The 12162-nt window shown below is 43.5% G+C and carries 13 protein-coding genes; 10 read left to right on the top strand and 3 right to left on the bottom strand.

The features are described from left to right. The first annotated feature begins 3 nt into the window (after window positions 1-3). A complete protein-coding gene (locus AAAH86_RS01920; protein ID WP_343485811.1) occupies window positions 4-2472 on the top strand; it encodes a carboxypeptidase-like regulatory domain-containing protein in 2469 nt (822 codons plus the stop codon). Window positions 2473-2478: 6 nt separating this feature from the next. Next, entirely contained in the window at window positions 2479-3132 is a 654-nt protein-coding gene (locus AAAH86_RS01915) for a hypothetical protein (RefSeq protein ID WP_343485809.1), read from the top strand. Here AAAH86_RS01915 and AAAH86_RS01910 read toward each other — a convergent pair. Beyond that, window positions 3129-4277, bottom strand: a complete 1149-nt coding sequence (locus tag AAAH86_RS01910; RefSeq protein WP_343485808.1) for a cysteine desulfurase family protein — start codon at window positions 4275-4277, stop codon at window positions 3129-3131. The genes AAAH86_RS01915 and AAAH86_RS01910 overlap by 4 nt on opposite strands. 110 nt (window positions 4278-4387) lie before the next feature. Between AAAH86_RS01910 and AAAH86_RS01905 the strand changes: the two genes are divergently transcribed. After that, window positions 4388-4909 (top strand): hypothetical protein, encoded by a 522-nt coding sequence (locus AAAH86_RS01905; RefSeq protein ID WP_343485807.1) that lies wholly within the window; start codon window positions 4388-4390, stop codon window positions 4907-4909. On the opposite strand, the gene AAAH86_RS01900 is transcribed toward AAAH86_RS01905, so the two are convergent. Further along, a complete protein-coding gene (locus tag AAAH86_RS01900) occupies window positions 4906-5445 on the bottom strand; it encodes a Smr/MutS family protein (protein WP_343485806.1) in 540 nt (179 codons plus the stop codon). The genes AAAH86_RS01905 and AAAH86_RS01900 overlap by 4 nt on opposite strands. A gap of 72 nt (window positions 5446-5517) precedes the next feature. On the opposite strand from AAAH86_RS01900, the gene AAAH86_RS01895 reads away from it, so the two are divergent. Genes AAAH86_RS01895 through AAAH86_RS01885 form a run of 3 tightly spaced genes read left to right on the top strand, consistent with a single transcriptional unit; the run spans window position 5518 to window position 6463 of the window. After that, window positions 5518-5829 (top strand): DUF2752 domain-containing protein, encoded by a 312-nt coding sequence (locus tag AAAH86_RS01895; RefSeq protein WP_343485805.1) that lies wholly within the window; start codon window positions 5518-5520, stop codon window positions 5827-5829. A gap of 10 nt (window positions 5830-5839) precedes the next feature. Then, the gene (locus AAAH86_RS01890; protein WP_343485804.1) at window positions 5840-6172 is read left to right on the top strand and encodes a CCC motif membrane protein; all 333 of its coding nucleotides are present in this window, start codon (window positions 5840-5842) and stop codon (window positions 6170-6172) included. A gap of 9 nt (window positions 6173-6181) precedes the next feature. Further along, window positions 6182-6463: a CD225/dispanin family protein gene (locus tag AAAH86_RS01885; RefSeq protein WP_343485803.1), complete on the top strand. Its 282-nt coding sequence runs from the start codon at window positions 6182-6184 to the stop codon at window positions 6461-6463. Window positions 6464-6851: 388 nt separating this feature from the next. Here the strand turns inward: AAAH86_RS01885 and recQ are convergent, their stop codons facing one another. Next, on the bottom strand, window positions 6852-9050 hold the full coding sequence (gene recQ, locus AAAH86_RS01880; protein ID WP_343486811.1) for a DNA helicase RecQ: 2199 nt from the start codon (window positions 9048-9050) through the stop codon (window positions 6852-6854). A 179-nt stretch (window positions 9051-9229) separates the two neighbouring features. On the opposite strand from recQ, the gene AAAH86_RS01875 reads away from it, so the two are divergent. Genes AAAH86_RS01875 through lptB form a run of 4 tightly spaced genes read left to right on the top strand, consistent with a single transcriptional unit; the run spans window position 9230 to window position 12162 of the window. Further along, on the top strand, window positions 9230-10195 hold the full coding sequence (locus AAAH86_RS01875; protein WP_343485802.1) for a KpsF/GutQ family sugar-phosphate isomerase: 966 nt from the start codon (window positions 9230-9232) through the stop codon (window positions 10193-10195). Next, window positions 10195-11025, top strand: coding sequence for a twin-arginine translocase subunit TatC (gene tatC, locus AAAH86_RS01870; protein WP_343485801.1), 831 nt, complete (start codon window positions 10195-10197; stop codon window positions 11023-11025). The genes AAAH86_RS01875 and tatC overlap by 1 nt, the downstream gene beginning before the upstream one ends. Further along, entirely contained in the window at window positions 11015-11365 is a 351-nt protein-coding gene (locus AAAH86_RS01865; protein WP_343485800.1) for a carboxymuconolactone decarboxylase family protein, read from the top strand. Before tatC ends, AAAH86_RS01865 begins: the two co-directional genes overlap by 11 nt. Window positions 11366-11421: 56 nt before the next feature. Beyond that, window positions 11422-12162: an LPS export ABC transporter ATP-binding protein gene (gene lptB / locus AAAH86_RS01860; RefSeq protein WP_343485799.1), complete on the top strand. Its 741-nt coding sequence runs from the start codon at window positions 11422-11424 to the stop codon at window positions 12160-12162.

Below are 12162 nucleotides of genomic sequence, written 5' to 3'. Positions count from 1 at the left end.
CCGGTGGCCCCCAGAAAGACCATATTCTTTTCTTTCTTTTTAATTTGCCTGTACACGAGCTGGTCGCAGACCGCCACATTGACCGGCGTGGTGTTGGATGGGCAAGACCAGCCTTTGCCCAACGTGAACGTGAAAGCCAATGAGGATGGCACCACGACCGATGAGAACGGTTTTTACCTTTTGCAGCTTGTTGCCGACACAGAGACCACTGTCATTTTTTCACATATAGGCCACAAAGATGTCGTGCTACAAGCACTGATTCTGAATACCAATGAGACTTTTGAGTTCAATCCGGTCATGGATACCGAAACGGTACAGATAGATGGGGTTGAAGTCGCTGCAACAGGTGAAAAGAGTGTAGAGGGAATCATTACGATCGCCCCAGAACTGGTTCGCAAAATACCTGGTGCGAATGCTGGGGTCGAAAATGTACTGAAACTGTTGCCCGGCGTGTCATTCAACAACGAGCTCAGTACCCAATACAATGTGCGCGGTGGCAATTTTGATGAAAACTTGGTGTATGTCAACGGTATTGAAGTCTATCGACCTTTCTTGGTGCGTTCAGCCCAACAAGAAGGACTCAGTTTCGTGAACAGCACCATGGTCGAAAAATTAGATTTTTCCGCGGGGGGATTTCAAGCCAAATACGGCGATAAACTATCCTCGGTGCTCGATATTGGCTACAAAACCCCGACTTCGTTCGGGTTGCAGGTTGAAGGCAGTCTTTTGGGTGCCGGTGCGACTCTGCAGTCCCTTTCCAAAGAAAAAAATTTTACCAGCCTTACAGGAATCAGGTACCGTACCAATGCTCTTTTTGTCAACAGCCAACAGACCCAGACCAATGTCAAACCCAGCTTTTTTGATGCCCAGAGCTATCTGACCTATCAACTTTCTGAAAAAATTCGGTTCAACCTTTTGGGCACCTACTCTATCAACGATTATGAAAACCAACCTTTGAACCGACAGACCAATTTTGGTACCATTACAGCACCGCGTGCACTATTGGTAGCATACGAAGGCAATGAGAACAATCGATACGAAACCCAATCCGTGGCTGTTAAAGGAGATTACCGACCCAACGATGAAACCCTTTTAAGTCTCACTTCTTCTGTTTACCATGCCATTGAAGAGGAGTTTTCAGACATCATAGCCTCGTATGAACTTGGTGAGGTGGAAACCAATTTAGGAAATGAAAACCTTGGAGAGGTCACCAATTCGAGAGGACTGGGCTCAGAGATCAGTCGTGCCCGCAATGAATTGGATGTGCTGATATTAAATCTCACCCACCAAGGGAAACATTCACACAACGGAAAGTTATTGGAGTGGGGCATTCGTTATAGCCATGAAGATGTTCGCGACCAATTACGCGAGGCCACTTTTCTGGATTCTGCTGGGTTTTTTGTTCGTCCACCAAATGCTGGCTTTATCAACAACCAACCTGAAGAGCCGTTCGAAGGAGACCTTGTACCTTTTGAGGGTGCAAGGGCAACTAATTTTACAAAGACCGATCGGTTGTCGGCATATTTTCAATTCGGGCGCCAGACACAATGGGGCATTCATGAAATATATTACAATGCGGGCCTGCGTGCACAATTCTGGTCGCTTTCTGGGGAAGGATTTGAAACAAACAGTCAATTTTTGTTCAGCCCAAGGGTTCAATTTGCCATAAAACCAGATTGGAAAAAAGACTTGCTGTTCCGGTTTGCCGTGGGAAGCTATCAGCAGCCCCCATTGTACCGCGAACTTCGTAACAGCAGTGGAGCAATAAATCCACAGGTTGAGGCACAAAGGTCAATCCATTACATCTTGGGCAACGAATACAGCTTTACGCTATGGAACCGCCCTTTCAGGCTGACCAGTGAAGCCTATTATAAAAATTTGACCAACGTAAATACCTATACCGTTGAAGATGTCAGAATACGCTATGTGGCAAACAACAATGCCAAAGCCTATGTTTATGGCATCGATTTCAGATTGAACGGCACTTTCGTGCCGGGAGCTGAGTCATGGGTCAGTTTGGGCTACTTGAGAACGGAGGAAAACAGTGAGAACCGCGGCTATATTTCTCGACCAACAGATCAGCGCCTGAAGCTCGCCGTACTTTTTCAAGATTATGTGGCGACCATACCCGATTTGAAACTGTACATGAACCTTGTGTACAACACTGGGGTGCCGGGCGGGTCGCCAAGCTATGCCGATCCATACGATTTTCAGAATAGATTAAGAGACTATCGGCGTGTAGATCTTGGAATTTCCTATATTTTTGCCGACAGAAAAAAGACCTATCCTGAAGGGCACTGGTTGCATAAAACGAAAGAACTCAGTATAGGTTTTGAAATATTCAACCTTTTTAACAACCAAAACTCCATAACCAATACTTGGGTACGTGATGTAGACAGCCAAAACCAGTTTGCGGTACCCAATTTTTTGACCTCTAGGGTTTTGAACCTAAAATTGAATATGAGATTTTAAAGTGGAATGAAACAATATTTATTAATACTTTTTTTTCTTACAGGCACGTTTCTTCAAGCGCAGAAAGACATCTATGAAAGTCCGCGATTTGATGAATTGAGCGAAGAACATGAAGTCTTGGCCATTGTGCCATTCATCACCCAGTTAAAACTCGATTCTGGCCAATCGCAAAACGAGGTGAAAGAGTTGGCTGAAAGAGAAGGCTATGCAGTTCAAGACGCTCTGGAGAGTTATTTTTCAAGGAGAAAAAAACGAAAAAAATTCAACGTAGAGTTTCAAAACACCGAGAACACCAACGCCCTTTTGTTGAAAAACAATATCAACTACGACAATATCGATGTTTATACCGTCAAGGAACTTTCTGATATCTTAGGCGTTGACGGAATCATCAGCGGCAATCTTGACCTGAACATTTTGTTATCAAAGGGGGTGCCCACTGATTTCAACATTCTCGATTTTTTTAGTGGCGAGGCCAACTATGGGCGTATCGGCATCAAGGTAAGTGATGGGCAAACGGGCAAGCTGTTGTGGCGCTATGAAAACAACATCACCAAAAAGACAGGCAAAAACACCATGGAACTCATCGACAAGATGATGAAAAAAGCCACTAGAAAATTTCCCTACGATAGAGAAAAGAAACGCAAAAGGAAGCAATCTTAATTGTCTGAAAACTCCTTGAGCACGCCGATGACGTAATCCAGCTCTTGCTTGGTGTTGTATTTTGAGAATGAAAATCGAATTGAGGGTTTTTCCAAATCTTCATCACTGCAGATTTCGGTAAGTACATGGGATCCCATTTGGCTTCCCGATTGACAGGCGCTTCCTTTTGAACAGGCGATTCCCTTTAAATCCAAATGAAACAAGAGCATCATCGATTTTTCCTTATCAAACGGTAGACAGACGTTCACCAAGGTGTAGGTGCTTTTTTCCAAATCCCCAGAAAGACCATTGAACTTTACTCCTGGAAGCACATTTGCGATTCGTTGTATAAAATACCTTTTGAGCCCTTCAACATACTTTCGTTCCTGCTCTAAATTGTCATAGGCCGCGACAAAAGCTTCCTCAAGGCCCACAATATTATGAAACGGTTCAGTACCCGCCCGAAAACCGCGTTCTTGGGATCCACCCACGATCAAAGGCTTTAAACCGGTATTCTTTCGTAAATAGGCAAAACCAATGCCCTTGGGCCCGTGAAATTTATGGGCGGCGGCAGTCAAAAAATCAATAGGGGTTTTTTCTAAATCCCATTCATAATGGCCTACGGACTGCACCGTATCAGAGTGAAAAAGTGTTCCGTGTTCTTTACAGATTTTGGCCACTGTATCAATATCCATCAAGTTGCCCACTTCGTTGTTGACGTGCATCAAGCTGACCAGTTTTTTCGAACTATCTTTTTGGAGCAATGCCCTCAAATGGTTCATGTTAATATTTCCATCCCCATCCAAATCAACGAACCAAAGCTTGATGCCATATTCTTTTTCAAGCTCTTCAGCGGTATGCAGCACGGCATGGTGCTCAATCTTTGAGGTGATGATGGTCTGAACGCCCAAATCGCGGACGGCACAGCGCAATATCATGTTATCTGCCTCGGTACCACCTGAAGTGAAAATGATCTCAGCAGGTTTTGCGTTGATATAACTGGCAATGGTTTTACGGGCCTTCTCAATTGTTGTCTTGGCGGTGCGCCCAAAACTATGCGTAGAAGAGGGGTTGCCATAGAAATTGGCAAGGGCTTCCTGCATTTTGGCAATCACCTCATCACGAACCTGTGTGGTGGCAGCATTATCAAGATATACTTTCTGCATAAAAAAAGCTACATCGTTTGAGAAGGCCAAAAATAGGATTAAAAATAGTTTTGTAAAAGATTCTTAAATCGATTCGATTATTCTCGCAAATGCGTTTAGTTTTGTAACCCATGAGAAAGATTGCTACTGTTTTGGTATTGGCCTTTGTTGCTTCTTGCAGTGATGGGGATTTGGAAATTGAGGCCATTGATTTTGACAGTGTCGCTGTTGAGAACTGTGGAACAGTTGCCGAAGACACACAAATTTTTTTCAAGAGAAACGGCACGGAAGCGTTAATTCTGACCCTTCAAAATGGTCTTTTGGATGATGGCACTGTTGGTGATACTACAATAACATCCCAAACTAGTTCTATACCGAGCCAATCGCAGCTCGTCTATCGAATTTTCAACGATGATGTGCCCAGCAATTATTTTTGTGATGCTTTTCCACCTGTTTCGCCTACAGTAATTGAAGAAGTGGAGGCTGAAGATGGCATTCTTACCATTGAGACCAAATCTACCGCCGACGGCACTGCATTTGAACACACCTTGACATTATCAGAAATTTCATTGGTCAATGACCAAGGTGAACGTATCACCGATTTAAGCATCAACGAATTCGGTGAAATAACAATTGCTATACCCCAAAACTAAAGATTCTGAAAAATATAGACCTCGGTGGCTCCCAAACCATATTTTTGGTATTCTGCATCATAAAACTTCACATTGTCATATTTTTTGAACAAATATTTAAGCTCTTCTTTTAGTACTCCCTCACCTACCCCGTGAATGAACACCACTTTTTGGATGCGCTTTCTCATGGCAAACTCCAGTTGTCGTTTGGCGGTATCTAGCTGAAGGTTGAGCATGTCAAAATTGGTCATGCCCCGTGTTGATTTGGTCAATTTTGAAATGTGAAGATCCACTTCCATTTTTGGTGCGTTTCGCTCCTTCTTTTTGGAAATGACATTCTTTTTTCTTCTGGGCACTTCTTTTTCAGATTTCACTTGCGCCACTTCGTGATTGGTCACCCGTAAACTTTTGCCTAGTTTGACCAGTTGCGAAGCGTCGTATTGCATCGGGAAGCCCTCTTGGTCAACAATTGTAATGTCTGTACCCTTAATCGATTCTACGATTCCTTCAATGACATCATCAAGCACCGCTACTTTGTCCCCTACTTTGAATTCCATCGATTTTTTATGGGTTTTTGTGAACAAAATCAAAAATAATGGTATTTTCAACCCCGTAAAGCATCAAATCTGATGAATATCTTCCAGACCATCGTTTTGTCATCGACCAAAGAATATTACATGATGCCATGCGTGAACAAACAGCTAACAGGATTTGATTGTCCGGGCTGTGGTATCCAGAGGTCTATTGTTCATCTCATCAATGGGGAGTTCATTGCTGCCTTTAAGATATTTCCTGCGATTTATTTTCTGATTTTTCTTGCGGGTTTTCTACTTTTTAACAAACTGTATTCCACCAAGTATGCCAACCAAATCATTATCGCTTTAAGCATAGCCAGTGTGGCCACCATACTAATCAATTTCTTTTACAAACTTTTACAATAAACTTTAAATCATGGAACAACAAAAATTACCCAATGTTACCATTGCCATTGTCTTAGCCATTCTCTCATTTATATGTTGCTGCTTTGGTGGTGTACCGGGATTGATCATGGCAACAATCGCTTTCTTTTTGGTGAGAGGGGATGAGAAAAAATTAATGGCAAATCCAGATGGGTATTCTAACGCAAGTACCTTAAAAACAGCGAAAATCTTGGCGATAATTGGCATGGTAATAGGTTTACTGTACTTTATTTATACCATATACTCAATCAATCAAATGGGTGGCTGGGAAGGCTACATGGAGAAGGTCAATGAAATGATGGAACAGTACGGAGTAGAACAATAAACTATTTTTATGGAAAACAACACAAACAAACCCCCAAAACCAGACAATTATTTGGTCTGGGCCATTTTAAGTACTGTTTTATGCTGTATCGTAACGGGCATACCCAGTATCATCTATGCTTCAAAGGTCAATGAGGCCTATGAACGTGGAGAATATGAAAAAGCCATCGAGTCTTCAAAAAAGGCCAAGAACTGGGCCATAGCTGGGCCGATTATCGGCGTGGTATTTTGGATCCTCTATATTGTTGTGTTCGGCGGCTTGGCCATGTTGGGGGGTGCAATGGGAGGTTAGTGACCAAAAAGACAATTAAGATCATATCTATTGGGGTACTGTCACTTCTGGCAGTACTCCTTTATTTTTGGTTCAGTCCTGAGAAATACGAAACTTTCTTCCCAAAATGCCCAGTTTATACTGGATTAGGGATTTACTGCACCGGTTGTGGGAGTCAAAGGGCACTTCACGATATTTTTCATCTTAGGCTAGGCGAAGCTTTTTCCCATAATCTATTGCTTATTCCAACACTTCTGCTGGTAGCGATACATTTTGGCATCAAAATATTCAATCCTTCAAAACAGAGTTTTTTGGAAAAGAGAAAAGCTCCCCTGATTATTCTAGGAGTATTGCTGTTGTTTACAGTTCTAAGAAATATTGATAAATCGCCATTTAACTACTTGGCCCCTTAGTTGGCCACCTCACTGATAAACTTAAGACGGTATAACCGAAGTTCTTCATCTTCATAGTCGCCATCAAATTCTTCCATGGCCTCTTCGATGGAGTCGCTTTCAGCTTCCAGAAAATAATCATGTATTTCTTCTTGTTGGTCTTCGTCCAGAATCTCATCGATCCAATACGAAATATCCAGTTTGGTACCACTGAAGACAATCTGCTCCATTTCTTTGATGAGATCGGGCAGTTCGATTCCCTTGGCAGACGCGATATCATCCAAAGATAGTTTCCTGTCCACATTTTGGATGATGTAGAGTTTCAACCCTGAATTGGCTCCCGTGCTCTTGACCACAAGATCGTCGGGGCGTACCACATCATTTTCTTCCACATACTTTTTGATGAACGCCACAAAAGGGTTACCGTATTTTTTGGCTTTGCCCTCGCCTACCCCGTGTACATTTTGCAGCTCTTCCATAGTAATCGGGTATTTCAGTGCCATATCATCCAATGACGGATCTTGAAATACAACAAAAGGTGGAACCTCGTGTTTTTTGGCCTCGCGTTTTCTCAAATCTTTGAGTTGTGCCAATAGTTTTTCATCTGCAGCACCATTTGACTTTGCAGCTACGATGATATTGTCGTCCTGGTCTTGTTCATACACATGGTCTTTGGTCATCATAAAAGAAGTAGGGGTTTTCAAAAAATCTTCTCCTTTTTCCGTGACGTGCAGAATTCCGTACTGTTCAATCTCCTTCTTTAGTAGTCCAGCTACCAAGACTTGCCGTATCAAGGCTGTCCAATAGTGTTCATCGTTATCTTTCCCGATTCCAAAAAAATCTTTTTCATCGGTCTTATGCGATGAAATCAAGGCATTGGTCTGACCGACGAGGGTCTTTACGATTTCCTTGGTCTTGAATTTTTCGTTGGTCCCTTTGACCACCTTTAACAAAGCAGCGACCTCATCTTTGGCTTCTTGTTTTGGTTTAGGATTGCGCACATTGTCATCCATATCAGCTCCCTCGCCATTGACTTCGTCAAATTCCTCCCCAAAATAATGTAGGATGAATTTTCGCCTTGACATCGAGGTTTCGGCATAGGCGACCATTTCTTGCAAAAGTGCATTACCGATTTCTTGTTCGGCCAAAGGCTTGCCAGACATGAATTTTTCCAGTTTTTCGATGTCTTTATAAGAATAAAATGCCAAACAGTGGCCTTCACCGCCATCACGGCCTGCCCTGCCCGTCTCTTGATAATAACTTTCGATACTTTTGGGGATGTCTTGATGTATGACATAGCGGACGTCAGGTTTGTCGATGCCCATTCCGAACGCAATGGTAGCCACAACGACATCTACATCTTCCATCAAGAACATGTCTTGATATTTTGAACGTGTCTTGGCATCAAAACCTGCATGATAGGGTACTGCACTGATGCCGTTGACCTGTAGCACTTGGGCCAACTCTTCGACCCTTTTTCGGCTCAAACAATAGATGATGCCCGATTTACCCTCGTTTTGCTTCACGAACCGAATTGTATCGGCATCAACATTCTTGGTCTTGGGCCGCACTTCATAAAAAAGATTCGGGCGGTTGAAAGATGCCTTGAAAACTGTGGCATCGCCCATACCCAAGTTTTTGATAATGTCTTCTTGTACCTTTGGGGTTGCTGTGGCCGTGAGCCCAATAATGGGTATGTCGTCTCCCAACCGGTCGATGATACTCCTCAAATTGCGGTATTCGGGCCTGAAATCATGGCCCCACTCTGAAATACAGTGGGCTTCATCAATCGCCACAAACGATATCTTTAAGGTGCGCAGCAGTTCTACATTTTCTTCTTTGGTCAATGATTCCGGCGCCACATACAACAATTTGGTAACCCCATGGGTAAGGTCATCCCTGACTTCTTTTACTTCTGTTTTGGTAAGCGACGAGTTCAACACATGGGCCACACCTTTATTCGCCGAGACACCCCGAATGGCATCGACCTGATTTTTCATCAGTGCAATCAATGGCGAAACAACAATAGCTGTGCCTTGTGTCATCAAGGCCGGTAATTGGTAGCACAATGATTTGCCCCCACCGGTAGGCATGATGACGAAGGTGTTGTTGCCCTTCAACACATTCTTGATGACCTCTTCTTGTAGGCCCTTGAACTTTGAAAAACCGAAATATTTTTTTAGCGCGCTATGTAAGTCTACGTTTTGTAAATCCATCATGCGATAGACAATTTAGTCAGAAAATTACTGTCTGGTCATGTTTGAAAAGCAAAAGACAATGGTTGGGGTTGACTTGATGGACAATTCTAGGTTGATAAAATATAGTTTGTTTAATTTTGTAATCTTAAATATAAGACATTCTTTCAGTAATCCCATCTGATAATCCAATTATTCCATTGAAAGACGAAACGTCAATTTTATCCATCGCCAAACGCACAATCAAAACCGAGAGCGGTGCCATAGCAAACCTTATTGATTTGCTCGATGACCAGTTTGAAGGCGCTACCCGATGCATTTTAGAATCAAAAGGCAGGGTGGTCATCACCGGGGTGGGAAAAAGTGCCCTGATTGCAGGAAAGATTGTGGCGACCTTCAATTCAACGGGTACTCCAGCCATTTTTATGCACGCTGCGGATGCCATTCACGGTGATCTGGGCACAATCCAAAAAAACGATGTGGTCATCTGTCTTTCTAAAAGTGGCAATACCGAAGAAATTAAAATGCTGGTCCCCCTCATTAAAAGAGGAGACAACAAACTGGTGGCCATCACTGGAAACATGGAATCTTTTCTAGCCAAACAGGCTGATTTTGTATTGAATACTTTTGTGGAAAAAGAGGCCTGCCCCAATAATTTGGCGCCGACCACCAGCACTACGGCACAGTTGGTCATGGGTGATGCGCTGGCGATAAGCCTTTTGGAGCTGCGAGGCTTCAGCAGTCAGGACTTTGCAAAATACCATCCCGGCGGTTCATTGGGCAAGCGGCTTTACCTAAGAGTGGCGGATATTGTGGGTAATAATCTTAAGCCCCAGGTTGATCTCAATGCCAAGGTCAAAGAGGTCATTGTTGAAATCTCTGAAAAAATGCTGGGTGTGACTGCGGTAATTGAGGATAAAAAAGTGGTCGGTATTGTCACAGATGGTGATATTCGAAGGATGCTCAACAAATATGACAATATCAGCGGCCTCACTGCCCGTGATATCATGACTTCGAACCCCAAAACCATAAAACCCGATGTGCTGGCCATCAAGGCTCTTGAGTCAATGCAGAAAAAGGGCATTTCGCAGCTCTTGGTCATGGAAAATGAGGAATATATCGGTGTAGTTCATATTCACAACCTTATAAACGAGGGCATTTTGTAATGGCAAAGACCAGAAAAGACCCCAATGAAATGTCGTTTCTTGACCATCTCGAAGAGTTGAGATGGCATTTGATACGCTCTACATTGGCCATTGTCATCGTCGCTGCTGTGGCTTTCGTGATGAAGGATTTAATTTTCGGTATCATTTTCGGCCCAAAAAGCCTTGATTTTCCGACCTACAAGTTTTTCTGTAACATCGCCACCTATTTCAACATCGATTCTGAGTTTTGTGGTGATGAACTGCCTTTTACCATTCAGAGCCGTTTGATGGCCGGACAGTTTTCTGCCCACATCTGGACATCGATTTGGTCAGGGTTCATCATTGCCTTCCCTTATGTGCTATGGGAAATATGGCGCTTTATAAGCCCTGGTTTGCACGAAAACGAGCGAAAATATTCCAGAGGATTCATTTTGACAGCCTCAGCCCTCTTCTTCTTGGGCGTGCTTTTTGGTTATTACGTGGTCGCCCCATTATCCATCAACTTTTTGGGTACGTATCAGGTCAGCGATGTGGTGAACAATGAAATTGATCTGGGCTCATACATTGGTACGGTCAGAGCATCGGTCATCGCCTGTGGCATCATGTTCGAGCTGCCCATCATTATTTTCTTTTTGACCAAAGTCGGTCTGGTCACTCCAGAAATCCTGAAAAAATATCGAAAAATTGCCCTGGTCATCGTATTGATCCTTTCAGCGATCATAACCCCACCTGACGTGGCAAGCCAGATCGTAGTAGCTGTTCCCGTACTCATCTTATACCAAATCAGTATTTATATCTCAAAACTGGTACTGAAACGACAAGCAAAAAAAGAAAAACAACATGCCCAATAAAGTAGAAGAATTCAATGCCTACCGTTCAAAAATGAACGAAAAACTATTGGCTGAGAACAACAAAATCATCAAACGCATTTTCAATCTCGACACCAACGCCTTTATGCCCGGTGCCTTGGATGTAAAAACCAAAGAATTGCTGGGCCTTGTCGCCTCAGCGGTACTTCGATGCGACGACTGTATAAAATATCATTTGGAAAGCTCGAAAAAGGAAGGCGCCACAAAGGAAGAGGTCATGGAAACCTTGGGCATTGCTACCTTGGTGGGCGGTACTATTGTGATTCCGCATCTGCGAAGAGCATACGAATATTGGGAAGCTTTGGAAGCAACAGAAAATTAAAAATATCACAAAGTCCAATAGCTGCCTTAAAATATATGTAGCTTTGGCAACCACAAATGAAACTGCGCGCTGAAAATATTATGAAGGCCTACCGGGGCCGAAAAGTGGTCAAGGGCATTTCTTTGGAAGTCAACCAAGGAGAAATCGTGGGTCTTTTAGGACCCAACGGTGCCGGAAAGACTACTTCATTCTACATGATTGTGGGATTGGTAAAGCCCAATGGTGGAAACATTTATTTAGATGACATTGACATCACCGACTTCCCGATGTACAAAAGGGCGCAGTATGGTATCGGTTACTTGGCCCAAGAAGCGTCGGTTTTCAGGAAGCTGAGTATTGAAAAGAATATTTTGAGCGTGTTGCAGACCACCAACCTCAGCAAGAAAGAGCAGCACATGAAGATGGAGTCGCTCATAGATGAGTTCGGTCTGGGCCATATCAGAAAAAACCGCGGGGATTTACTTTCCGGCGGCGAACGCCGCCGTACCGAGATTGCACGGGCCCTCGCCACCGACCCCAAGTTTATTTTATTGGATGAGCCTTTTGCCGGGGTCGACCCCGTAGCCGTGGAGGATATTCAACGTATTGTCGCCCAGTTGAAGAACAAAAACATCGGCATTTTGATTACCGACCACAACGTTCAGGAAACCCTCGCCATCACCGAACGTTCGTATTTGATGTTTGAAGGAGGCATCCTCAAAGCGGGTGTGCCCGAAGACCTTGCCGTTGATGAAATGGTCAGAAAAGTGTATCTCGGCCAGAATTTCGAGCTTCGCAAGAAAAAGTTGGATGTGTAA

This window comes from Allomuricauda sp. d1, assembly GCF_039592695.1.
GTDB lineage: Bacteria > Bacteroidota > Bacteroidia > Flavobacteriales > Flavobacteriaceae > Flagellimonas_A.
This window is presented reverse-complemented; position numbering and strand designations above follow the sequence as displayed.

Bases quoted from the DNA above. Each gene is read 5' to 3' on its own strand.
- AAAH86_RS01900 (WP_343485806.1), bottom strand. From the start codon at position 5,445: ATGGAATTCAAAGTAGGGGACAAAGTAGCGGTGCTTGATGATGTCATT.
- AAAH86_RS01890 (WP_343485804.1), top strand. From the start codon at position 5,840: ATGGAACAACAAAAATTACCCAATGTTACCATTGCCATTGTCTTAGCC.
- recQ (WP_343486811.1), bottom strand. From the start codon at position 9,050: ATGGATTTACAAAACGTAGACTTACATAGCGCGCTAAAAAAATATTTC.
- AAAH86_RS01885 (WP_343485803.1), top strand. From the start codon at position 6,182: ATGGAAAACAACACAAACAAACCCCCAAAACCAGACAATTATTTGGTC.
- AAAH86_RS01910 (WP_343485808.1), bottom strand. From the start codon at position 4,277: ATGCAGAAAGTATATCTTGATAATGCTGCCACCACACAGGTTCGTGAT.
- AAAH86_RS01865 (WP_343485800.1), top strand. From the start codon at position 11,015: ATGCCCAATAAAGTAGAAGAATTCAATGCCTACCGTTCAAAAATGAAC.
- AAAH86_RS01915 (WP_343485809.1), top strand. From the start codon at position 2,479: ATGAAACAATATTTATTAATACTTTTTTTTCTTACAGGCACGTTTCTT.
- lptB (WP_343485799.1), top strand. From the start codon at position 11,422: ATGAAACTGCGCGCTGAAAATATTATGAAGGCCTACCGGGGCCGAAAA.
- tatC (WP_343485801.1), top strand. From the start codon at position 10,195: ATGGCAAAGACCAGAAAAGACCCCAATGAAATGTCGTTTCTTGACCAT.
- AAAH86_RS01895 (WP_343485805.1), top strand. From the start codon at position 5,518: ATGAATATCTTCCAGACCATCGTTTTGTCATCGACCAAAGAATATTAC.
- AAAH86_RS01905 (WP_343485807.1), top strand. From the start codon at position 4,388: ATGAGAAAGATTGCTACTGTTTTGGTATTGGCCTTTGTTGCTTCTTGC.